We start from the raw sequence: 23,019 nt of genomic DNA on the forward strand, positions 1-23,019 counted from the left end.
GGTGCAGCGGCGTGCATACGAATGCACACCGTCCCTCAATGACCACCTTCCCATTTCCCAACCCGGGAAGTTGGGTTATTCTGCCATGTAATCGTTTTCACAACGCAATCACCCCCACTTATCTCCAATTTGACGACACCGCCGGAGGGGCCATGTCGAACGCTTACCGTTTCCCCGAGAACTTCATCTGGGGCAGCGCCACCGCCGCCTACCAGATCGAGGGCTCGCCGCTGGCCGACGGGGCCGGCCCCAGCATCTGGCAGCGCTTCGCCCACACCCCGGGCCGCATGCTCAACAACGACACCGGCGACGTGGCCTGCGATCACTACAACCGCTGGCGCGAGGACATCGGCCTGATGAAGGAGCTGGGCATGCAGGCCTACCGCTTCAGCGTGTCCTGGAGCCGGGTCATGCCCGAGGGCCGCGGCCGGGTCAACCAGAAGGGCCTGGACTTCTACGAGCGGCTGGTCGACACCCTGCTGGAGAACGGCATCCAGCCCACCGCCACCCTGTTCCACTGGGATCTGCCGGCGGCGCTGGACGATCGCGGCGGCTGGCTGAACCCCGACATCGCCGACTGGTTCGCCGAGTACAGCGAAGTGATGTTCAAGCGCCTGGACGGCCGCATCAAGCGCTGGGCCACGCTCAACGAACCCTGGGTGGTCACCGACGGCGGCTATCTGCACGGTGCGCTCGCACCCGGCCACCGCAACCGCTTCGAGGCGCCGATCGCCTCGCATCACCTGCTGCGCTCGCATGGCAAGTCGGTGCAGGCCTACCGCGCGATCGGCAAGCACGAGATCGGTCTGGTGGTGAACATCGAGCCGAAGTATCCGGCCAGCGACAGCCCGGAGGACCTGGCCGCGACCCGTCGCGCCGAGGCCTACATGAACCGGCAGTACCTGGATCCGGTGTTCTTCGGAACCTATCCGGAGGAGCTGCGCGAGATCTTCGGCGAGGCGTGGCCGGAATGGCCGCAGGCGGACATGGACCTGATCCGCCAGCCGCTGGATTTCATCGGCGTGAACTACTACACCCGCAATGTGTCCCGCCATGACGATTCGAACTGGCCGTTGAAGGTCTCGCCGGTCCGGCAGACGCAGCATACGTATACAGAGACCGGCTGGGAGGTCTTTCCGCAGGGACTGACCGATACACTCACCTGGGTCAAGGACCGCTACGGGAATCCCAAGGTGTTCATCACCGAGAACGGCGCCGCCTTCTTCGATCCGCCCAAGGCCGAACGCGGCCGCGTGCGCGATCCGCTGCGCCTGAGCTACTTGCGCCAGCACCTGCGCGCGGTGCATGCGGCCATCGAGGCCGGTTGCGACATCGGCGGCTATTACGTCTGGTCGCTGCTGGACAACCTGGAATGGTCGCTGGGCTACTCCAAGCGCTTCGGCATCATCCACGTCGACTTCGACAGCCAGACCCGCACACCGAAGGACAGTGCACGCTATTATGCGAAGGTCGTGGCCAGCCACGGCGAGGCACTGACCAACGAGGACGACTGAGGCGAATGCGGCGGACTACTTTTTGCGGCCAAGACCCCTTCAAGAGTAATCACCCCGCATGAGCACCGACAACCGGGTCCTGCTCGCCGACATCGGCGGCACCAATGCACGCTTCGCGCTGGCCGACGCCAGCGCCGCCGCGCCGCTGCTGGAAGACAGCGTGCGCGGCTTCGCGGTGGCGGATTTCCCGTCCCTGGCCGACGCCGCCCAGCACTATCTGGACGAGGTTGGCGCCGAACAGTCCGGCCTGGACATCCGCAACGGCGTGTTCGCGGTCGCCGGCCGCGTCGACGGCGATGAGGCCCGCATCACCAACCATCCCTGGGTCATCTCGCTGTCGCGCACGCGCGACGCGCTGGGATTCGACGACCTGCGGCTGGTCAACGATTTCGCCGCGCAGGCCATGGCGCTGCCGCTGCTGGGCCACCAGGACGTGGTCGCGATTGGTATCCCCGACTGGACGCCGGATCCGCAGGCGACGCGCCGTACCTACGGCGTGATCGGCCCGGGCACCGGGCTGGGCGTGGGCGGCCTGATCGTCCGCGACGGCCGCACCTTCCCGCTGGAAACCGAAGGCGGCCATGTCAGCTTCGCGCCCGGAACGCCGCAGGAAATCGAAATCCTGCAGCGGCTGTCGGCTCAGTTCGGCCGCGTCTCGATCGAGCGCCTGATCTGCGGCCCCGGCCTGGTCAACCTGCATCGCGCACTCAGCGAAATCGCGGGCGAGGATCCCGGCAACCTGCAGCCGGCCGACGTGACCGCCCGCGCCGCCACCGGCGATGCGCGCAGCAACAACGCCATCGATGTGTTCTGCGCGGTGTTCGGCGCGGTCGCCGGCGATCTGGTGCTGACCCTCGGCGCGTGGGACGGCGTGTTCCTGACCGGCGGGCTGGTGCCGAAACTGCTGACTTCGCTGCAGCATTCCGGCTTCCGCCAACGTTTCGAGCACAAGGGACGTTTCTCCGCCAACATGGCGCGCGTCCCCACCCTGGCGATCGTGCATCCGCGCCCCGGCCTGCTCGGCGCCGCGGCCATCGCGGTGGAGGCCTACGGGCCTTCCCGCTGATCATTCCAGCGGTCCGCGTCGCGGGCTGGTCTGGCTTTGGTCACTTTCATTGCCGGCGCAAAAGGTAGAAAGTTGAGGGGTTCTTCGTTATCCGCCGCGCATCGGCGGCGACGTCGGCCTGGAACCCGCGTGCAGGCCGGACCCATGCATGCCCTGCCCCGGCATGGCGCAGTCCGGCAAGCGCCGCTGCGTGGACACCGACGACGCCCTGCCCACGGCCAGCGGCGCACACTCGTCCTTTCGCAGTCCAGCCGACGCCAATGAGCCTGCATCCGCGCATCCAAGAAGTCACCGAACGCATCCGTCAGCGCAGCCTGCCCCTGCGGCGCGCCTATCTCGCCGGCATCGATGCGGCCAATGCCGCCGGTCCGCATCGCAGCCGCCTGAGCTGCGGCAACCTCGCGCATGCGTTCGCCGCCTGCGGTCCGACCGACAAGGATCGCCTGCGCGCCGACGCCACGCCCAACCTCGGCATCGTCACCGCCTACAACGACATGCTGTCGGCGCACCAGCCGTTCGAGACCTACCCGGAACTGATCCGCGAACTGGCCCGTTCGCTCGGCGCCACCGCGCAGGTCGCCGGCGGCGTGCCGGCGATGTGCGACGGCGTCACCCAGGGTCGCCCCGGCATGGAACTGTCGCTGTTCTCGCGCGACGTGATCGCGCAGGCCACCGCGGTGTCGCTCAGCCACGACATGTTCGACGCGGCGCTGTACCTGGGCGTGTGCGACAAGATCGTGCCGGGCCTGCTGATCGGTGCGCTCGCGTTCGGCCACCTGCCGGCGGTGTTCGTCCCGGCCGGCCCGATGGCGCCGGGCATTCCCAACAAGAAGAAAGCGGAGGTGCGCGAACGCTACGCCGCCGGCGAGGCCAGCCGCGAGGAACTGCTGGAAGCCGAATCGGCCAGCTACCACGCGCCGGGCACCTGTACCTTCTACGGCACGGCCAATTCCAACCAGGTGCTGCTGGAAGCGATGGGCGTGCAGTTGCCGGGCACCTCGTTCGTCAACCCCGACCAGCCGCTGCGCGACGTGCTGACCCGCGCGTCCGCCGAACGCGCCCTGCGCATCACCGCGCTGGGCGACGACTACCGTCCGCTCGGCCATCTGATCGACGAGCGTGCGATCGTCAACGCGATCGCCGCGCTGATGGCGACCGGCGGTTCGACCAACCACACCATTCACTGGGTGGCGGTGGCGCGCGCGGCCGGCATCGTGCTCACCTGGGACGACATCGATCTGATTTCCCGCACCGTGCCGCTGCTGGCGCGCGTGTACCCGAACGGCGACGCCGATGTGAACCGGTTCGCCGCCGCCGGCGGCACCGCGTTCGTGTTCCGCGAACTGCTCGACGCCGGTCTGATGCACGACCTCACCAGCATCATGCCCGGCGGCATGCGCGCATTCTGCGACGAGCCCCGTCTGCAGGACGGGCAGCTGGCGTACGCGCCGGGCGTGGCGCAGAGCGCCGATCCCGCGGTGGTGCGCCCGGTCGCCGAGGCCTTCGAGAATCAGGGTGGCCTGCGCCTGCTGCGTGGCAATCTTGGCCGCTCGCTGATCAAGACCTCGGCGGTGAAGCCGGAATACCGCTTCATCGAGGCGCCCGCGGTGGTGGTGGATGATCCGCGCGTGCTAAACAAGCTGCACGCGGCCGGCGTGCTGCCGCAGGATTTCGTCGCGGTGGTGCGCTACCAGGGTCCGCGCGCCAACGGCATGCCGGAACTGCACTCGCTGGCGCCGCTGCTGGGCCTGCTGCAGAACCAGGGCCGGCGCGTCGCGCTGGTCACCGACGGCCGCCTGTCCGGCGCCTCCGGCAAGATTCCCGCCGCCATCCACATGACCCCGGAAGCCGCCCGCGGCGGTCCCCTGGCCAGACTGCGCGAAGGTGATCTGATCCGCCTTGATGCCGAATCCGGCGTGCTGGAAGCACTGGTGCCGGCGGAGGAATGGAACGCGCGCGAACTCGCGCCGAACACCTCGCCCGCCGCGCTGGACATCGGCCGCAACCTGTTCGCGGTCAGCCGCGACGTGGTGACGCCGGCCGATCAGGGCGCATTGTCGATTTCCTGCGGTCCGCCGTACCACAACGGCACCTGGGAATACGATTCGGAGTACGAGCTCGGCGATGCCGGGCACGCCGCCGAAGCCCCGCATGAAGCGAAGGACGCCTGAGCGCCTCCCTCCCCCATCCACCTGCATTCACCTGATTCCCTCATGAGCATCGAAGCCCGCCAGCAGAAAGCCGAACAACTCCTCCGCGCCGCCGGCATTCTGCCGGTCGTCACCGTGCATACGCTGGACGAGGCACGCCGGGTGTCCGAGGCCCTGCTGGCCGGTGGCCTGCCGGCGATCGAACTGACCCTGCGCACACCGGTGGCGATGGAAGCGCTGGCGATGCTCAAGCGCGAACTGCCGGACATCGTGATTGGCGCCGGCACGGTGCTGACCATCGAACAGATGCAGCGATCCATCGACGCGGGCGCGGATTTCCTGGTGACGCCGGGCACCACGGCCGAGATGGCCGACGCGCTGGCCGAGGCCCCGGTGCCGGTCGTCCCGGGCGCCGCCACGCCGACGGAACTGCTGTCGCTGATGGCGCGCGGCTTCCGGGTCTGCAAGCTGTTCCCCGCCTCCGCCGTCGGCGGCCTGGCGATGCTCAAGGGGCTGGCTGGCCCGCTGTCGGAACTGAAGCTGTGCCCGACCGGCGGCATCGGCGAAGACACCGCCGCCGACTATCTGTCGCAACCGAACGTGGTCTGCATCGGCGGATCCTGGATGGTGCCCAAGAACTGGCTGGAAGCCGGCGAATGGGACAAGGTGCGCGAAAGTTCGGCCAAGGCCGCCGCCATCGTGCGCCGCGTGCGCGGCTGATTCCCGCTTCCCTTTCGCTGCGGGAGCGACGCAAGTCGCGACCGGAACCTCAAGGGCCTGGGGCTCGTCGGCACGCCCCTCGGAATGGCAGTCGCGACTCACGTCGCGCCCCCACACAGTCCTACAACGGCTCTTCTCCCCGATACAGCCGCAGCCCGAACCGCTCGCGCCACCAGCCGCGTGCCAACAGCAGATGCCAGCCGACCAGCAGCAGGCCCAGCTGCCACTCCAGCGCGTTCTCGATGCGATCGCGCAGTGAACCATCGACGACCAGCGCACCGGCAATGACATTGCCCATGCCCAGGCCAAGCATCGCCACGCACACCAAGGCCATGCCCGTCAGCAACACCGATGGCATGCGCCGCAATACCCTCGCCCGCCGCATCAGCAGCAGTTGGGCGAGAAATCCGAAACCGAAGTACACCGTCACGCCATAGCGGCGCAGGAAGCCGTACACCTCGCCATCGGTTCCCAGGAAGGTTGCATAGATCGCCAGCGCGGAGGCGGAGAGCAGGCCCAGCGCCAGCATCCACCACGTGGCGGCGTTTCCATCGTCATTCCGCAGCCAGCGTCCGGCCAGCCACCAGGTCGCGCCGTGCAGGACCGCACAGGGAATCACCAGCAGGCGGAACAGGTGGTTGCCCAGCCCGTGCCGCGCGGCCCGGCTGATCGACGTGCAGCCTTCCCAGTACGGAACGCAGGCCGGTACATGCCCGGCCTGGATCGACAGCCACAACGCCAGATGCGTGGCCGCCAGCAACAGCAACGCCGCCGCCAGCGGCAGCGGCCAGAGCGGGGTGAAGCCGCGTTCCCTCATCGCCATGGCGACACTCTACCTCCCCGCCCGCCATCTGTAGGAGCGACGTCAGTCGCGATGCTTCCGAGCCAGGAAGCTGTCCGACATGATGGACATCCCGGTCGCGACTCACGTCGCTCCTACGCGGGCAAGATTGGCATCAGCCCTTCACGCTGCCCAGCAGCAGGCCCTGGATGTAGTAGCGCTGCAACAGCAGGAACAGCAGCAGGACCGGCAGCACGGTGATGACCGCGCCGGCCATCATCATCTCCACATCCATGATGTGTTCGCGCGACAACGAGGCCAGCGCCACCGGCAGCGTGTAGTGCGCCTGATCGGTCAGCACGATCAACGGCCACATGAAGTCGTTCCACGCCGCCATGAAGGTGAAGATGGCCAGCGTCACCAGCACCGGCTTGAGCATCGGCAGCACGACCTGGAAGAAGATCCGCAACTCGCTGGCGCCGTCGATGCGCGCGGCCTCCAGCAGCTCGTCCGGAATGCTGCGCGCGTACTGGCGCACCAGGAAAATGCCGAACACCGTCGCCAGCGCCGGCACGATCACGCCGCCGAAGCTGTTGACCAGTCCCAGCTGCTTCATCAGCAGGAACAGCGGCAGCATCGCCACCTGCGCGGGAATCACCAGCGCCGCCAGCAGCACCTGGAAGATCCGGTCACGACCGGCGAACCGCAGCTTGGCGAAGGCATAGCCCGCAAAGGTATTGATCAGCAGCGAACCCAGCGTGATCGCCCCGGATACCAGCAGGCTGTTGGCGAAGTTGTGCGCCATGCCGGTGCGCGCGAACAGTTCGCGATAGTTGGTCAGGGTCACTCCCGACGGCAGCAGTGGCGGCGGGAAGCGGCTGGCCTCGCCGGCCGGCATGAACGACACCGACACCATCCACAGCAGCGGCGCCAGGCTGACCAGCGCGAGCGCCAGCAGCGCACCGTTGACCAGCCAGGCCTGCCAGCGGGACGTGCCCACTTCGCGCGCGACGGCGTGGCGGCTCATACCAGATCCCTCCTGCGCCCCAGGCGCAGCATCACGGTGGTCACCGCCAGGATGATCAGGAACAGCAGGAATGCGACCGCCGAAGCGCGCCCCAGTCGCCACCACTTGAAGCCTTCCTCGAACATGAAGTACAGGACGCTCACCGTGCTCTGCAACGGATCGCCGCGGGTCATCACGTAGGGTTCGGCGAACAGCTGGAAATAGCCCGACACGGTGATCACGCCGACCACCAGCAGCACCGGCCCCAGCATCGGCAGGGTGATGTGCAGGAACTGCCGCCACTTCGAAGCCCCGTCGATGCGCGCGGCTTCGTACAGATCCTGCGGAATCGCCTGCAGGCCGGCCAGGAAGATGACCATGTTGTAGCCGAAGTTCTTCCACACCGCGAACAGCATGATGGTCGGCATCGCCCAGCGCGGATCGCCCAGCCAGTCGATCGGCGCGATGCCGATATGGCCCAGCGCCCAGTTCACCAGTCCGTAGCCGGTGTGGAACAGGTAGCGCCAGATCACGGCCACCGCCACCAGCGTGGTCACCACCGGCGCGAACAGCGCGGTGCGGAAGAGCGCCTTGAAGCGCGCGACCGGTGCATTCAGCAGCATCGCGGCGCCCAGCGACACCGCGACCGACAGCGGCACGCCGACGATCACGAAGTACGTCGTGTTCCACAACGACTTCCAGAACATCGACGATCGCAGCAGCTCCAGATAGTTGCCCAGGCCAACGAAGCGCAGGTTGTCCGCGTCGGCCAGCGCATACAGATCGAAGTCGGTCAGGCTGAGCAGCAGCGCCGAGAACACCGGCAGGCCGAAGAACACGCCCAGCACGATCAGCGCCGGTCCGGCGAACATCCAACCGGCCACCGAAGTCCGCCGCATCATGGCTGTGCTCCCTGCGCGGCGGGATGATCACGCTCGTACATCCAGCGGCGCTTCTCCAGGATGGCATCCACGCGCGCATCCAGATCCTGCACGGCACGTTCCTGGCTCTGGCCGCCACGCACGACCTGCTCCGTCACCACCCGCATTTCCTGGGCGATGCGCTCCCACTCCAGCACCTTGGGCGTGGGTTTGACCCGCTCCAGCTGGTCCCGGAACGCGCGCGCATACTCGTCGTTGGCCAGTGCTGGATGCGCCCAGGTGCTGCGGCGCGGCGGCAGATCCCCGATCAGCGCGTGGAAACGCTGCTGGATCCCGGGCCGCGACAGGAATTCGACCAGCTTCCATGCCGCCGCCTTGCGCTCGGAAGTGCGGAAGATCACCAGACTGGTGCCGCCGGCGATGCCCGCGCCGGGGCCATCCGGACCAGGCAGCGGCATCGTCCCCCATTGATCCCGGAGGTGGTCGGGCATGCGCTTCCTGAATTCGCGGATGTTCCAGGGACCGGACAGGTAGAAGGCATAGAAGCCATTGAAGAATTCGTCCCAGACATTGGAGATCTGGGTTTCCGACATCTTCGGCGCCCAGCCCTGCTCGAACATGTTGGCGTAGAAACCCAACGCGCGGCGGAAGCCCGGACTGCGGAAATTGCCACGGTTGTCGTGATCGCGCAGCAAGGGATCCGGCATCTGCAGGGCCAGCGATACCTGCTGCTCGAACTCGTTGACCGGCATCAGGATGGCGTAGCGATCGGGGCCGGCGTTGCGCTTGATCGCCGCCATCGCCCGTTCCCATTCGGCCCACGTGACCGGCGGCCGGTCGAAGCCGGCTTCGCGCAGCAGGTCCTTGCGGTAGTACAGCAGCCGGGTATCCACGTACCAGGGCACGCCCAGCAGTTGCCGGTCGACCACGGCGGTATCCCAGATGCCGGGGAAATAGTCGGATGGCTCGACCACCTTCGACCTGTCGACATACGACTGCAAGGGCTCCAACGTGCCCAGGGCGGCGAATTCCGGCAGCCAGGTATTGCCCAGCTGGCACAGATCCGGCAGGCCATCGGCGGCGAACGCGGTCAGCAGTTTCTCGTGCGCGGCCGTCCAGGGGATGTTCTGCACGTCCACGTCGATGCCGGGATTCTCGCGCTCGAACTCGGTCACCAGTTCGGCGACCACTTCGGCTTCGCGACCCATCGCCCAGAAGGTCACCTTCTCGCGTTCATCCTCGCGCGCGCAGCCTGCGGACAGCAGGACGCCCGCCAGCGTCAGCAGGAAAAGACAGCAGCGCACCAGACATCCCCCACCACCCGAGGAATGCCTGATGCGCGCCTGAGAGAACCTTGCCATGCGGACAGCTTACTTACTGCGGTGTCTGATTGCGCGCCGGCGCCTCGGGCTGCTGTTCGGCGGCCTGGGCCGCGCGCGATTCGGCGGTGCCCAGGGCACGCGCGGCCGCGGCCTTCGGATCGGCATTGGCCGGTATCTGGATCGGCGCGCCCGCCGGGGTCATCCAGCCGCCTTCGAAGCCCGCGCGTTCCAGACCCTTGCGGATATACGGATTCTTCTTCATCACTTCCCAGACGAAGCCGTTCCGGTAGTTGGCAATCATCGTCAGGATCGGCCCCTGGTCGATGCCGATGTAGTCGCTGCCCACCCAGCCCTGCCCCGGCACGATGCGTCCGGCCTTCAGCGGGATGTCGTAGTCGAAGCTGGGGTTGAACGCATCCAGGAAACCGTAGCTGGAGTACAGGTGCTCGCCGTAGCGCTTGTGCATTTCCTCGGTCGCCGGGATCACGATCTCCGGCGCGAACGGCAGCGAGGCGATCGCCGCGGTCGGCGCGATGGTGCCGTCGTCGAAGTTCTCGCGGAAGCCGACCCCGCGCGCGGAATAGTGGCGGAACTGGCGCTGCTCGCCGCGGTACTCCTGCAGGGTCTGCTGCGGGCCGTCGCTGGCGGTCAGGCCCCAGACGTTCTCGCCATAGCCGCGCCACTTCATCGGATTTTCCATGGCGTAGTTGCGCTGGGCATAGGTGGCGCGGCGGCTGTTCTCGAAATAATCGATGCCCTTCTCGCGCATGTACGCGTCCTGGATGCCGCGGAAGTCGATCCAGACATGGCTGTACTGGTGACCGAAATGCGGGCCGAAGGTCAGATATTCCTGGCCCTGGTACACACCCCACGACTCGCCGTAGGTGCGCGTCCACACTTCCCAGGCTTCCGGACCCACCGGATGGCTCGGCGAACCCAACGCCAGCACGTACAGCATCATGGCTTCGTTGTAGCCCTTCCAGTCATGCGGGATCATCCCGCTCTCTGGATACCAGCCCATCGACACCAGCGGCTTGTTCTTCTGCATCCAGGTCCAGTCGACCCGCTTGTAGAGCACGTCGGCCAGTTCACGGATCTCCTTCTCGCGCGGCTCGTCGCGGTCGTAGTACGACTGCGCGAACAGCACGCCCATCATCAGCAGCGTGGTATCCACGCTCGACAGCTCCACCCAGCTCGCATAGCGATGGCCGGTCTGCATGTCGATGAAGTGGTAGTAGAAGCCCTTGTAACCGCCCTTGCCTTCCGGCTGCGGTCCCTGCGGCAGCTCGCGGAAGAACTTCAGCGTGGTCAGGGTGCGGTCCACCGCCTGGGTCCGGCTCACCCAGCCGTTCTCGATGCCGATCGGATATGCGGTCAGGGCGAAACCGACCGAAGCGATGCTCGCGAATGGCCGCGACGGAAAGCGATCCGGCGTCAGGCCGTTGAGCTCATTGGTGGTGTCCCAGAAGAACTGGAACGTGCGGCGTTCGACATCGCGGAACAACGGCGGCAGTTCGGGCTTCTCCGGCTTCTTGCGTGCTTCCGCCACCGGTGTCGCCGCTTGTTTCGGCGCCTCGGCAGTCGGCGCGGGCGCGCGGTTGCAGGCCGCCAGCATGACCACCAGCAGGCCCGCCAGCCACGTCCAATTCCGGTTTCCCCTGGCCCCGGTCTGGCCCATCTTGCCTGTAAACGTTTTCATCTCGAGTCGTTTCTTTTCCTTCAAGGGTGTCCGCGGGTCCGCGGTTCAACGCGTGGAGAAAGGAAACCGGCGCATCAGAACGAGACCGGTTCGGCTTTGCAATGGCGGTCGATGAACCGCTGGTGTTCGGGCATGGCGTCGACGCAGGCGCTGATCGTCCCGGCCACGCTGTCCATCAAACGTTTGAGGTCGGTATCCGGCACGCGATCCACCAGCGGGTGCCAGCCGCGCGGCTCGATGCCCTGCCCGATCATCACCTGCACCCAGCTGATCTCGGCGAACATCTCGCTGGCGTTGCGGAAGAACCGCCCGCTGTCTCGGAACAGATCCAGGTTGGCGGTCAGGCTGTCCGGTATCGACATGTCGCGGCACTGGCGCCAGAACGCCGAATCGTCGCGCTCGGTGGCCTTGTAATGCAGCACCAGGAAATCGAGGATGCGTTCGAACTCGAACGACAGCTGGTCGTTGTAGCGCTGCGCGAGCACCTCGTTGAAGCCTTCGCGCGGGAACAGCTCCAGCAGTTTGGAGATGCCGGACTGGACCAGGTGGATGCTGGTCGACTCCAGCGGCTCCATGAAGCCACTCGCCAGGCCGAGCGCGACCACGTTGCGGTTCCAGCATTTTTTCCGGCGCCCGGTGGTGAAACGCAACGGACGCGGGTCGGCCAGCGCACGACCATCCAGGTTGGCGAGCAGCGTGGCGGCGGCCTCGTCGTCGCTGATGTGGGCACTGGAATAGACGTAACCGTTGCCGGTGCGGTGCTGGAGCGGAATGCGCCACTGCCAGCCGGCGCTGCGCGCGGTCGAACGCGTGAATGGCGTCGGCGGTCCCACCCGCTCGCAAGGCACGGCAAGCGCGCGGTCGCACGGCAGCCAGTGCGTGTAGTCGATATAGCCGGTGTGCAGCGCTTCCTCGATCAGCAATCCGCGGAAACCGGAGCAGTCGATGAACAGATCGCCGGCCACTTCTTCGCCCGAGCGCAGTCGCAGCGAGCGGACGTAGCCGTTGTCGGGATCCAGATCGATCTGGTCGATGATGCCCTCCACCCGCTTCACGCCGAGAGGTTCGGAGTAGGCACGCAGGTACTTGGCGTACAGGCCGGCGTCGAAATGGTAGGCGTAAGCGATATTGGCCAGCGGCGAATCCGCCGGCACGTCGCTCGCGCCGGTCATGAACCGGCCGCGCCGCCCGGCGAGACTGTTGAGCGTGTAGGCATCCAGCGGCTGCGCCATGCCCGCCTTGCGGGCCTTGAACCAATATTGCTGGAACGGCAGCAGGCCGTAGGGATGGCCGATTTCCTGGCCGAAGCCATGGATGTAGGTATGACCGGTGCGGTACCAGTCGTAGAACTCGATGCCCAGCTTGAACGTGCCCTGGGTACTGCGGACGAAGTCGGCCTCGTCGATGCGCAGCAGCTGGTTGAACGCCTTGATGTGCGGGACGGTCGCCTCGCCCACACCGACGATGCCGATCTGTTCGGATTCCACCAGGGTGATGGCGTAGTCCGGTCCCAGCACGCGCGCGAATGCGGCGGCGGCCATCCAGCCGGCGGTACCGCCGCCGACGATCACGATGTTGCGCAGGGACTGTGGGTTCATGTTGCGAGGTCGTGGAGACGAGGGGACCCGGCGTGTCCTGCCGCGCCCGGACTCCGGAAGCGGCAGGGATGACGCGGGAGGAACAATGCGGGGCGTTGCCGCGGCACCTGGAGAGAAGGTGCCGCGGCGCGGCCGTCAGAACTTGTATCCGATTTCGACGTTCACCGTGCGCGGGAAGTAGTAGATGTTGCCGCGCGTGTTGATCGAGATATCGGGATCGTAGTTTCCGTTGCTGCCGAAGCTGTTGTACGAGTAATCCATGTAGTTCTTGAAATTGAACGCGTTCAGCAGATTCGCCCGGATCGTCAGCTTCGTGTCGCCCGGCATCGCGAACTCCTTGGTCGCCTGGAAGTCCACCGTGCGGTAGCTGAAGATCTTGCCGCCGATCAGGAACTTGCCGTTGGCCGGCGGGGTGAAGCCCACCAGTTGGCAATTCGAGCCGTCCCATGCCGTGTAGCCGAAGCAGGCAATGGTGTTGCGCGGGGTCGGTGTCTCCAGGACGATCTTGGCACCGAAGGTAATGCCCCACGGACCGTCCATCGAACCCGACGCGGTGAAGCGGTGCTTGGGCGCATTGCCCGACTTGACGAACGGCACGTAGCCCAGCCTGGATTTGTCAAAGTAGGCAAACGGATCTTCCGCATTGGTGCTGTTCTGGCGGCCCTGCGTGTGGGTATAACCGAAGTTCACACCCCAGCCCGAGGCTTTGGTGTACGGCTTCTCCAGCGACAACAGGATCTGCGTGTTGTTGCTCTCCACCCCGTTGTCACCGACGATCGTGCCGCCATAGCCGGGCACGGTGCCGCCCCAGGGCGCGCCGCCATTGCTGAAAAACGAACCGTCCGGATGGCGGTTGGCCAGGGTGAAGCCGAACGCGTCGCGCGACATGATGCGCTGGATGGTCACGTCCGACAGCCATTCGCCGATCTGGTTGGTGATGCCCAGGCTGAACTGGTCGGAGTACGGCGTCTTCAGCTTGTTGTTGAGCATGAAGACTTCCGCGCCACCACGGCCGGCGATGGCCTCGCCGAGCACATCGATACCGCCAAGGTAGGCGGGATCCCACGGCAGGCAGCGCCCGGTGCTCGCCGGCTCGCGCACGCACTGGCCGGTGAGCGGATCCTGGAACTCGAAGCGGACCAGCGAAACCGCCGACTTGGTCTTCTCCAACGCCAGATCCTTGAACAGGTTGCGGTCATAGGAACGGCCCGCGCCGCCGTGGATCACATGGCGCTCGTCGCCGAAGATGTCATAGGAGAAACCGAAGCGCGGCGCCCAGGCATCCTTGAAGCTCTTGCGGTTGTGGCCATTGCTGATGTAGTCGGCCGGGTTCAGCGCATCCTTGCCGCCCTTCAGCCAACGATTGATCCACGGTTCCCCCGGGTTGTCCGGATCGGGACCGTACAGCGCCGCCAGGTAGGCCGGCGAGGTCACGTGGTCGGTGTAAGCCGGCACGTCCTCGTAATCCCAGCGGATGCCCAGGTTCAACATCAGGTGTTCGTTGACCTGCCAGTCGTCCTGGATGTAGAAGCCGTACTGCTTGGCATCGGTCTTGACCAGCGCCGACTGGCCCGGCTCGTCGAACGGCGCCAGGAACTCCACCCGATACGGAATGTCGGACACCACGCCGGTGACGGGATCGAAGGCGTAGGTGAACTGCGGATTGTACGGCTGGCCGTCGCTGGAGGTCAGATCGATGGACTTGAAGCTGACGCCCATCTTGATGGTGTGATCACCGTGCCACTGGAAGCTGTTGAAGGTCAGGTCATCCTGGATCGACCAGCCCTTCTGGATGGCGCTCTTGACACTGAAACCATCAGCCGGGCCCAGATTCAACAGCGCGCGCTCGCGCGGAAGGTCGTTCGCCACCGGCTCCAGCCATGCGATCTTGCGGCCGTTGCCGAAGCCGAACGGATTCGGGTTGTTCTCGGTCCGCTCGGTGGTGACGATCAACTCGTTGAAGAAGCGATCGCCGCTGTGCTGCCAGCGGAAGTTCGAGCGCTTGTCCTTGTTGATACGCTGCTGACCATGCTCCGGCGCGTCTTGCCCACCGATGTTGCCCGCTTGGGTTTCATCGCGATACTGCGCGCTCAGTTCAAGGCGGTCACGCTCGTTGAGATCCCAGCTCAGCTTCGCGAAGTAGAGTTCCTCGTCCAACGGGACATAGGCGGCGCCGAAATGGGACCGCAGATCCGCAGGCAGCAGATCGCCGACATTGCCCGACTCGGCCGAGGGCTGGACGGTCTGCGCGAAGATGTTTTCCTTGTTCTCATAGGCGAAGAAGAAGTGCATCCGATCCTTCAGGATCGGGCCGCCCACCGCCAGACCCCATTCCTTGATCTGCGAACTGCCCTTGCTCTTGTTCCACTCGTTGGGCATCTTCTCGCGCATGCCCTCGTCGGTGTAGTGATAGAACACCTCGCCTTCGAACTCATTGGTGCCCGAACGGGTCGCCGCGGTGATCGCCGCGCCGCTGATCTGGCCATACTCGGCCTTGTAGTTGGAGGTGATGACCTTGTATTCGCCGATCGCCAACTGCGGGAAAGGATTGCCACCACTCTGCTGCTGACCAGCGATGCCGCCACGTTCGACGTAACTCTTCTGGCTGACACCATCGATGAACAGGTTGGTCGAACTGGTATTGGTCACACCGCTGCGCAGTTCCGCAACGCCCTGGTTGTTGATCTTGAACTGCATGCCGGGAATGGTGTCGGCGAACTCCAGGAAGTTGCGCGTCGCCTGCGGCAGCGTCTCGATCTGGCGCTGGGAAATGGTGTTGCCCACTTCCGAGGTGCGCACATCGCGCAGCAGCGGCGCGGAGACCGTCACGGTATCCAGATTGGTCGCATCGCCCGCCGGTGCCGCAGCGCCTGAATCCAGGTTCAAGGTGGAGCTGGCCGCCACCGCCAGGGTCACCGTCTGGGATGCACCGCCGGCCTGCACGGTGTAGGTGCCCGGCGGCAGGCCGACCAGCGTGTAGGTGCCGCTGGCCGTGGTCTGGGTACGGCGGACCGCGCCCGTGGCGACGTTGGTGGCGATGACTTCGGTGTTGGCCGCCGCGCCAGCCACCTGGCCGCGCAGCGTGGCACCGGTGGATTGTGCGAAGGCGGGAGCACTCATCGCCAGGCAGCTGACGAGAGCGCAGGCCAACAGCGTGCGGTTGGGATTACGCGCTTTATGATTACGTTGCTTCATGGTCATAAGTCCAGGACGTGAAGGTAGGGACAGTTCTTTTGTTGATGCTCTTGGCAAACCATCGGGATCCGTACATCGATTCAGATGACGGCCGCTTCCGGCTTACCAGTTGAGTCCGAAGGTGATCTTGAAAGTCCTCGTGGGATAGGCGATGTCGTAGCGTGAGGTGTTGTTGAGTTGACGATTGCCGAAATTGGGATTGGGAACGGCCACGCTGGTCGCGTTGGCAGGATTGCGGCCCGCGCCGCGATTTCCGTCCCAACCGACCCAGTTGTTCCAGTCGAACGCATTGATCATATCGGCGCGGATGCGGAACTTCAGATCAGTTCCCGTATCCCATTCCTTCTGAATGGCCAGATCGAGTTGCTTGTAGCCGATGGTGGTGTCGGCGTAGTACGGATTGAAGTAGCAATTCCAGGTATCGATGCTGATGCAATCCAGCGAGTCCCGGGCTTCCGGCGTCGCCAGGGTCAGCTTTCCGGACAGGGTCATGCCCCAGCCGATATCCATGATGCCGGTGGCCACCAGTCGATGTTTGGCAACGCCCAGGGATTCGGTGAAAGCCACGTTGTCCAGGTTCGGATAATCGAACGAGAACGTATCGTGATTGTTTCGATTCTCCTTGGCATCGCTGTAGGTGTAGGCCAAGGTCGTACCCCAGCCCGACTCGCGGGTATACGGCTTGTCCAGGGACAGCAGCAGGGAGGTCAACCTCGTTTCGACCGCGTTGCGTCCAATCAGCAACCTGCCGAATCCCGGCAGATTGGCCGGCGGTGCGCTGCCGAACGAACGACCCGGCGGGAAGAACGAACCATCCTCCAGACGGTTGCCCACCGAGAACAGGATGCCGTCATGACTGAGGATGTGCAGCAACGTCACCGACGAATTCCAGTCGTGCCCGAACATGCCGAAGGCATTGCGCATGCCCAGGCTGAATTGGTCCGAGTACGGCGTCTTGATGTCGTTGTCGATCATGTAGACGGTGGTTCCGTTGTTCGGATTCGCCGCCACCAATGCATCCAGGCTCGCCTGGTCGTAATAGCTCGGGTCCCAGGTCAGACAGGTCGCCGCCTGATTGGAGCAATCATGGCCCGGCGTATTGAAGCGGTAGGTATAGCTCTGGAATGCCAGGCTGTACTGCTCGCGCGCCATGAAGTCGAACTGATTGCGGCTGTAGGCGCGACCGGCCCCACCGAAGATCACATGGCGCTGATCGCCGAACAGGTCATACGAGAAACCGACGCGGGGTTGCCACGCATCCTTGAAGGCCTTGCGGTTGTTTCCCGTCGAAATGAAATCGTTGTAGTTGTAGTCAACGTTCGGGTTGTTGATCGGTCCATAGGCGCGCAACGCGTCGACCAGTGACGTCGGGGTGACATGGTCCTCGAAACTGGGCGTCTGCTCGTAGTCCCAGCGCAGACCCAGATTCAAGGTCAGATGCTCGTTGACCTCCCAATCATCCTGGAAATAGATACCGAACTGGGTATTGTCCGACTCCACCGGCCCCATGGTGCCGATACCGGTCGAGGTGAAGTTGACCTCATACGGAATCTCGAAGCTGCGGGCGATGTCGAAACGGTATTGGGGATTGGGAGGCAGGCGCTGATAGGCGCTGATGTCGATCTTCTTGTACTTGATGCCGGCCTTGATGGTGTGGCCTTCCCAACCGAAGAACGTGAAGTCGTTCTGGAAGGCGAAACCCTTCTGGCCCTTGTCCTGCATGTCGGTGCCGCCCCCGAAGTTGAGGACGGTCTGCATGGCGGGATTGTTGTTGCCGCCCTGCCCCTGTGCGGGAATCTGATAGTTGAAGCCGGGTCCCGAGGTTATCGGCCGCGGTCCGAACGACGCATCCTCGTAAGTGATGTGGGCGTCGTTGAGCCAATTCTGGGCGCTGTATTGATAGCGCAGGTCATAGCGGGTGTCCTTGCCCGCACGCGTGGTTCCATAATCAGCCGTATTCTGATTGCCGATGTTCACCAGATCGTCTTCCTTGCGATCCTTGATGGTGAACTCGACCAGATGTGCGTCGCCAGGCGTCCAGCTCAGCTTGCCGAACCAAAGGTCCTCGCTGAACGGAGAACTGGTGCTGTTGCGAATGAGATCCTGCACGCTGGGCGGCAATTGCTCGATGGGCACATTGCGGCCCGAAGGGCCAGGCGTGACATCGCGGGGGCGCAGGATGTCCTTGCCTTCATACGTGACGAAGAAGTGCAGCAGATCCTTGACGATGGGGCCGCCAAAAGACGCACCGTACTGCTCGGCGCTACGATCCTGGACCACGTCGCCGCGGCGCTGCCGCGGGGTACGCGCCATCCAGTCCTGGTTGGAATAGTCCCAGAAGAAGCTGCCTTCGAATTCGTTCGTGCCCGATTTGGTGACTGCCGTGATGGCCGCACTGCTCAGCTGGTCGTACTCGGCCTTGTAATTGGACGTAATGACCTTGTACTCGCCCACCGCCAGTTGCGGGAACGGATTGCCCGCAGTGGAATCCTGTCCGGTGACGCCACCCTTGAGTACGTAGTCCTTCTGGCCCACGCCGTCGATGTAGACGTTGATGCCGTTGGAAACCTGCGCGCCGCTGCGCAGCGAGGTCACTTCGTCGACGCCCGAGCGGGTGACGGCGATACCAGGGATGGTGTCGGCGAATGCAAGGAAGTTGCGCGAGTTCTGGGGCAGCGCTTCGAGTTGCTTCTGGGTCACATAGCCGCCGACTTCCGAGGTCCGCGTCTCGATCGCGACCGGTGCGGCGGTCACCACCACGCCATCCAGCGTGGTCGCTGGCTGAACACTCGAAGCCTCGACTGTCTCCCCGAGGTTCAGCGTCGCCGTCTGTCCGATGGAGACCGTGATCGATTCGCTGTAGCGCTCACCACCGCGCTCGACATCGAGCCGATAGGTTCCTGGCGGCAAGCCACCGAGCGAGTAGTTGCCATTGGCGCCGGATTGCACGCTGCGGGTCAATCCTGTCGCGACGTTGGTCGCGGTCACACGCGCCGCGGCATCACCCGCCACCTGCCCGCGAATCGTCGCTCCCGTCGATTGCGCCAGCGCCAACGGCGCGATGCCCAACACCAGACAACTGGCCAAGGCGCAACTCAGCAACCTGCGTTGTGGAGAACGATTCGAGCGGTTTCTATACCCCATGATTTCCCCCTCCCGGGACGATCAATTCAGAGCATTGCTTTTATGGAAACGGTTACATCCGTGAACAAAAAAAAGCCGGCGCGCCTCTTCGGCTTCAGCCCGCGGGCGCGCTTCGTTTTCCTGCACTTGATTCGCGAACAATCAGATCCGGTACCAGGGTCTGCGCTTCATTCGACATGTTGTCCTCCTCATCGATGCCATCCAGCAGGCGGGTCATCGCATGACCGCCCAGTTCGGCAATGCTGACCCGCATCGTCGTCAAGGGCGGGTGAACAAAGCGCGCAAGCGGAATATCGTCGAAGCCCGCAAGCGCGATATCAGCGGGCACGTTCACACCGGCTTCGTTCAATGCGTACAGGCATCCGAGCGCCATCATGTCGTTGGCGGCGAACACCGCGTCCGGACGCTGTTTCGACGCAACGATCTGCTTGCCGGCCTCATAGCCGGAGGCTTCGTTGAAGTCACCGGGCAGTTCCCACGCCTCGCCCTTGCCGGCGAGCGCATCGCGATAGCCCCGCAGGCGCTCGCGCGCGTCGAAGTTGTCCTCCGGCCCGCCAATGAAGGCGATGCGACGGTGCCCGGCCTGCAACAGGTGTTCGGTCATCGCGCGGGCGCCGCCGTAGTTGTCGATGCTCAGCACCGGATACGACGCGCTATCCAGCTGGGTGTTGATCAGCACCACCGGCAGCGACGACGGCAGGTTGTCGGTCAGGAAGCCCGGACGGTCGGCGTACGGCGACAGCACCAGCAGGCCGTCCACGCGGCCACGCATCGCGCGCAAGGCCTCGCCCTGCTCTTCCGGATGGCCGTGATAGCTGGACACCAGCAGGTGCTGGCGGCGCGCACGCGCGATCTGGTCGATGCCGCGAATGAGTTCGGAGAAGAATTCGCCGTACAGGTCCGGCAGGACCACGCCGATGGTCTGGGTGCGGCGGCTGCTGAGGCTGCGGGCGGCGGCGTGCGGCTGGTAGCGCAGGCGGTCGGCGGTTTCCACCACGTGACGACGCACCGTCTCGGCCACGTTGTCGTGTCCGTTCAGCGCACGCGACACCGTGGCGACGGATACCTTCGCCTCGCGTGCCACGTCTTTGATGGTGACGGCTGTTCGCGCCATTGCACCGCCCCTCCGCGGTCATGACTGCAATTGCAGTGGACTGTAAACGTTTTCAAAACGAGATGTAAAGCCCAGGTTAGATACAGATGACAGCGCAGTCATTTCAACCACTTAACGGCTTCTTTTCATTCTTTTTTTGCTGCGACGCAATAGAAATGCGCCGAAGTGACGCTTTCCTGGCCGTCATGGGACAGATTGCGGACAAATCAGGACCGGCAAAAGCCATGCTGGGCCAGGCACACCCCTCTTCGACCCTTTGCCCTTTTTCCGGACGAAGGCCGGATCCCTCTTGTGGTTTGCGCTGAGCCATCACGTAAATGCCCGAGCGATTCCCACTGCGCTGGAATGACGGGAAGCAGCCATGCGGGCCTTGCCATGCCGATGCGCACGGCAACAGTGCGAGGGCAAACCGGAATCAACCCTGCTCCCAAAGGAAAAGCGCGCGCAGCCGTCGGGCCGCGCGCGTCCTGGGGAACGCCGGGAAGTGGCCGTTGGCCTCAGCTCACTTCTTCGCGACCTCGAACTTCGCTTCCACCGTATCGACCGAGTTGCCGCCTGCGAACACCGTGAAGCTGCCCGGTTCCACCACCCGCTTCATCGCCGCGTCGTACATCGCCAGGTCCTCGAAGCCGAGCTTGAAGGTGACGGTCTTCGACTGCCCCGGCTCAAGCTGGACGCGCTCGAAACCGCGCAGCTGCTTCACCGGGCGGGTCACCGAAGCGACATCGTCGCGGACGTACAGCTGCACCACCTCGGCGCCGGCGCGCTTGCCGGTGTTGGTCACGGTCACGCTGACTTCCTGAGTGCCGTCGGTGGCGATGCGCGGATGCTTCACCGCCAGGCCGCCGTACTGGAAGGTCGTGTAGCTCAAACCATGGCCGAAGGCGTACAGCGGGGTCCACGGCACATCGATGTACTTGGAGGTGTAGCGCTCGGTCTCGCTCGGCGGACGGCCGGTGTTCTTGTGCGCGTAGTAGATCGGCACCTGGCCGACCGTGCGCGGGAAGGTCACCGGCAGTTTGCCGGCCGGATTGAAATCACCGAACACCACGTCGGCGACGGCGTTGCCGCCCTCCACGCCGGGGAACCACGCTTCCAGGATCGCCGGCACGCGCTCGCGCAGCGGGCCGATCGACAGCGGACGGCCATTCAGCAGCACCGCCGCGGTCGGCTTGCCGACCTTGGCCACCGCGTCGGCCAGCGCCTGCTGGGCACCGGGCAGATCCAGCGACGTGCGATTGCGTGCTTCCGCGCTCATGTCCGGATGCTCGCCCAGGAACAGCAGCACCGCGTCGGCCTGCCGGGCCGCCTTCACCGCCTCCGCGATCCCGGTGGTCTCGCCGCCTTCGAGCGAAGTGCCTTCGACGTACACCACCCGGGTGCCCGATCCCACCGCCGCGCGGATGCCCGCCAGCGGGGTGATCGCATCCTCGTCGCGGCCGGCGCCCGCCCAGTTGCCCAGCATCGCCCGGCGCAGATCCGCCAGCGGGCCGATCACCGCCAGCGTCTTCACCTTCTGCCTGTCCAGCGGCAGCACGTTGCCGGTGTTGTCCAGCAGCACCATCGACTTGCGCGCCATCTCGCGGGCGGCCTTGCGGCTGTCGGCGGTCAGGGTACGTGCCTTTTCGCGCTCGACGTCGCAGTAGCGGTACGGGTCTTCGAACAGGCCCATCCGGTACTTGGCCCGCAGCACCCGGCGCACCGACTCGTCCACGGTGGCGATCGGCAGTTTGCCGGCCTTCACCGCCGCCGGCAGCTCCTTCACGTAGATGCGGCTGACCATGTCGATGTCCACGCCCGCGCGCAGGCCGAGCACGCCGGCATCGGTCCGGTTGCCCGCGACGCCATGCTTGATCAGTTCCTCGACGCCGGTGTAATCGCTGACCAGCAGGCCGTCCCAGCCCCATTCCTTGCGCAGGACGTCATTGATCAGGTCGCCGTTGGCATGCATCGGCACGCCGCCGACTTCGTTGAACGAGGCCATCACCGATTCCGCGCCCGCGTCCACCGCGGCCTTGAACGGCGGCAGGTAGACCTCGCGCAGGGTGCGCTCGGAGATGTCGGCGATGTTGTAGTCGCGGCCGCCCTCGGCGGCGCCGTAGGCGACGAAGTGCTTGGCGGTCGCCAGCAGGGTGTCCCCATCGCCCAGTTGCTTGCCCTGGAAGCCGCGCACGCGCGCCGCCGCCAGCACCGAGCCCAGGTACGGATCCTCGCCCGCGCCCTCGACGATGCGGCCCCAGCGCGGATCCCGCGCCACGTCCACCATCGGCGCGTAGGTCCAGTGGATGCCATAGCCGGCGGCTTCCCATGCGGCCACGCGGGCGGCGTTCTCCACCTCGACCGGATCGAAGCTGGCCGATTCGCCCAGCGGCACCGGGAAGATGGTGCGGTAACCATGGATCACGTCGTAACCGAACATCAGCGGGATGCCCAGGCGCGATTCCTCGACTGCGATGCGCTGCAGGCGGCAGGTCAGCTCGGCGCCCTGGGTGCCCAGGAAGGTGCCGATCTCGCCGCTGCGGATCTGGTCCTCGCCGCCGGCCATCGCCTGCGGGCCGGTGTCGTTCCCCAGCCCGGGCGGCTGGTTCAGCTGGCCCAGCTTTTCCTCCAGGGTCATCTTCGCCAGCAGAGCCTCGACGAAGGCGGCTTCGCCGGCCGGCGCCTTCTGCTGGGTGCGGGCGCCCACGGCCGGCGCAACCAGCGCCGTGGCGATCGCCGCCGCCAGCCACCAGTGGCGTGCACGCGGACGGGCGCCGGCGGACAGACCGGCGCGGGTACGACTCTTCATGATGTTTCCACTCCCATGGACGAGGGGCGGAATGTAAACGT

The 23,019-nt window shown here is 65.2% G+C and carries 14 protein-coding genes; 4 read left to right on the plus strand and 10 right to left on the minus strand.

The annotated features are described in order from the left end of the window. The first annotated feature begins 152 nt into the window (after nt 1-152). The 4 genes from AC3DEZ_RS12345 to AC3DEZ_RS12360 all read left to right on the plus strand — a co-directional run bounded on the left by AC3DEZ_RS12345 (nt 153) and on the right by AC3DEZ_RS12360 (nt 5,450). Entirely contained in the window at nt 153-1,514 is a 1,362-nt protein-coding gene (locus AC3DEZ_RS12345; RefSeq protein ID WP_488388467.1) for a GH1 family beta-glucosidase, read from the plus strand. 58 nt (nt 1,515-1,572) lie between these two features. Further along, complete coding sequence (gene glk, locus AC3DEZ_RS12350; RefSeq protein WP_447101930.1) at nt 1,573-2,580, plus strand: glucokinase; 1,008 nt, start codon at nt 1,573-1,575, stop codon at nt 2,578-2,580. Nucleotides 2,581-2,840: 260 nt separating this feature from the next. Beyond that, entirely contained in the window at nt 2,841-4,751 is a 1,911-nt protein-coding gene (edd, locus tag AC3DEZ_RS12355) for a phosphogluconate dehydratase (RefSeq protein WP_488388468.1), read from the plus strand. A 42-nt stretch (nt 4,752-4,793) separates the two neighbouring features. Next, entirely contained in the window at nt 4,794-5,450 is a 657-nt protein-coding gene (locus AC3DEZ_RS12360; protein ID WP_488388469.1) for a bifunctional 4-hydroxy-2-oxoglutarate aldolase/2-dehydro-3-deoxy-phosphogluconate aldolase, read from the plus strand. Between the two features lie 121 nt (nt 5,451-5,571). On the opposite strand, the gene AC3DEZ_RS12365 is transcribed toward AC3DEZ_RS12360, so the two are convergent. The 10 genes from AC3DEZ_RS12365 to AC3DEZ_RS12410 all read right to left on the minus strand — a co-directional run bounded on the left by AC3DEZ_RS12365 (nt 5,572) and on the right by AC3DEZ_RS12410 (nt 22,978). Then, the gene (locus AC3DEZ_RS12365; protein ID WP_488388470.1) at nt 5,572-6,273 is read right to left on the minus strand and encodes a hypothetical protein; all 702 of its coding nucleotides are present in this window, start codon (nt 6,271-6,273) and stop codon (nt 5,572-5,574) included. 133 nt (nt 6,274-6,406) lie between these two features. Next, complete coding sequence (locus tag AC3DEZ_RS12370; RefSeq protein ID WP_488388471.1) at nt 6,407-7,258, minus strand: carbohydrate ABC transporter permease; 852 nt, start codon at nt 7,256-7,258, stop codon at nt 6,407-6,409. Then, entirely contained in the window at nt 7,255-8,139 is an 885-nt protein-coding gene (locus AC3DEZ_RS12375; RefSeq protein ID WP_488388472.1) for a carbohydrate ABC transporter permease, read from the minus strand. The genes AC3DEZ_RS12370 and AC3DEZ_RS12375 overlap by 4 nt, the downstream gene beginning before the upstream one ends. Next, nucleotides 8,136-9,422: a sugar ABC transporter substrate-binding protein gene (locus AC3DEZ_RS12380; protein ID WP_488388473.1), complete on the minus strand. Its 1,287-nt coding sequence runs from the start codon at nt 9,420-9,422 to the stop codon at nt 8,136-8,138. The genes AC3DEZ_RS12375 and AC3DEZ_RS12380 overlap by 4 nt, the downstream gene beginning before the upstream one ends. A 70-nt stretch (nt 9,423-9,492) precedes the next feature. Then, nucleotides 9,493-11,118, minus strand: coding sequence for a glucoamylase family protein (locus tag AC3DEZ_RS12385; protein WP_488388507.1), 1,626 nt, complete (start codon nt 11,116-11,118; stop codon nt 9,493-9,495). A gap of 95 nt (nt 11,119-11,213) precedes the next feature. Further along, on the minus strand, nt 11,214-12,737 hold the full coding sequence (locus AC3DEZ_RS12390) for a tryptophan halogenase family protein (RefSeq protein ID WP_488388474.1): 1,524 nt from the start codon (nt 12,735-12,737) through the stop codon (nt 11,214-11,216). A 135-nt stretch (nt 12,738-12,872) separates the two neighbouring features. Beyond that, nucleotides 12,873-15,932: a TonB-dependent receptor domain-containing protein gene (locus AC3DEZ_RS12395; protein WP_488388475.1), complete on the minus strand. Its 3,060-nt coding sequence runs from the start codon at nt 15,930-15,932 to the stop codon at nt 12,873-12,875. Nucleotides 15,933-16,034: 102 nt separating this feature from the next. Beyond that, complete coding sequence (locus tag AC3DEZ_RS12400; RefSeq protein ID WP_488388476.1) at nt 16,035-19,076, minus strand: TonB-dependent receptor; 3,042 nt, start codon at nt 19,074-19,076, stop codon at nt 16,035-16,037. 94 nt (nt 19,077-19,170) lie between these two features. Then, complete coding sequence (locus tag AC3DEZ_RS12405) at nt 19,171-20,190, minus strand: LacI family DNA-binding transcriptional regulator (protein WP_488388477.1); 1,020 nt, start codon at nt 20,188-20,190, stop codon at nt 19,171-19,173. Nucleotides 20,191-20,692: 502 nt separating this feature from the next. Beyond that, nucleotides 20,693-22,978, minus strand: a complete 2,286-nt coding sequence (locus AC3DEZ_RS12410; protein WP_488388478.1) for a glycoside hydrolase family 3 N-terminal domain-containing protein — start codon at nt 22,976-22,978, stop codon at nt 20,693-20,695. Between the last annotated feature and the right edge of the window lie 41 nt (nt 22,979-23,019).

The sequence above is a fragment of the Pseudoxanthomonas sp. 134C1 genome (assembly GCF_057773065.1).

Coding starts and splice junctions, on each gene's coding strand:
- AC3DEZ_RS12345 (WP_488388467.1), top strand. CDS start 153: ATGTCGAACGCTTACCGTTTCCCCGAGAACTTCATCTGGGGCAGCGCC.
- glk (WP_447101930.1), top strand. CDS start 1,573: ATGAGCACCGACAACCGGGTCCTGCTCGCCGACATCGGCGGCACCAAT.
- edd (WP_488388468.1), top strand. CDS start 2,841: ATGAGCCTGCATCCGCGCATCCAAGAAGTCACCGAACGCATCCGTCAG.
- AC3DEZ_RS12360 (WP_488388469.1), top strand. CDS start 4,794: ATGAGCATCGAAGCCCGCCAGCAGAAAGCCGAACAACTCCTCCGCGCC.
- AC3DEZ_RS12365 (WP_488388470.1), bottom strand. CDS start 6,273: ATGGCGATGAGGGAACGCGGCTTCACCCCGCTCTGGCCGCTGCCGCTG.
- AC3DEZ_RS12370 (WP_488388471.1), bottom strand. CDS start 7,258: ATGAGCCGCCACGCCGTCGCGCGCGAAGTGGGCACGTCCCGCTGGCAG.
- AC3DEZ_RS12375 (WP_488388472.1), bottom strand. CDS start 8,139: ATGATGCGGCGGACTTCGGTGGCCGGTTGGATGTTCGCCGGACCGGCG.
- AC3DEZ_RS12385 (WP_488388507.1), bottom strand. CDS start 11,118: ATGGGCCAGACCGGGGCCAGGGGAAACCGGAATTGGACGTGGCTGGCG.
- AC3DEZ_RS12390 (WP_488388474.1), bottom strand. CDS start 12,737: ATGAACCCACAGTCCCTGCGCAACATCGTGATCGTCGGCGGCGGTACC.
- AC3DEZ_RS12395 (WP_488388475.1), bottom strand. CDS start 15,932: ATGAAGCAACGTAATCATAAAGCGCGTAATCCCAACCGCACGCTGTTG.
- AC3DEZ_RS12400 (WP_488388476.1), bottom strand. CDS start 19,076: ATGGGGTATAGAAACCGCTCGAATCGTTCTCCACAACGCAGGTTGCTG.
- AC3DEZ_RS12405 (WP_488388477.1), bottom strand. CDS start 20,190: ATGGCGCGAACAGCCGTCACCATCAAAGACGTGGCACGCGAGGCGAAG.
- AC3DEZ_RS12410 (WP_488388478.1), bottom strand. CDS start 22,978: ATGAAGAGTCGTACCCGCGCCGGTCTGTCCGCCGGCGCCCGTCCGCGT.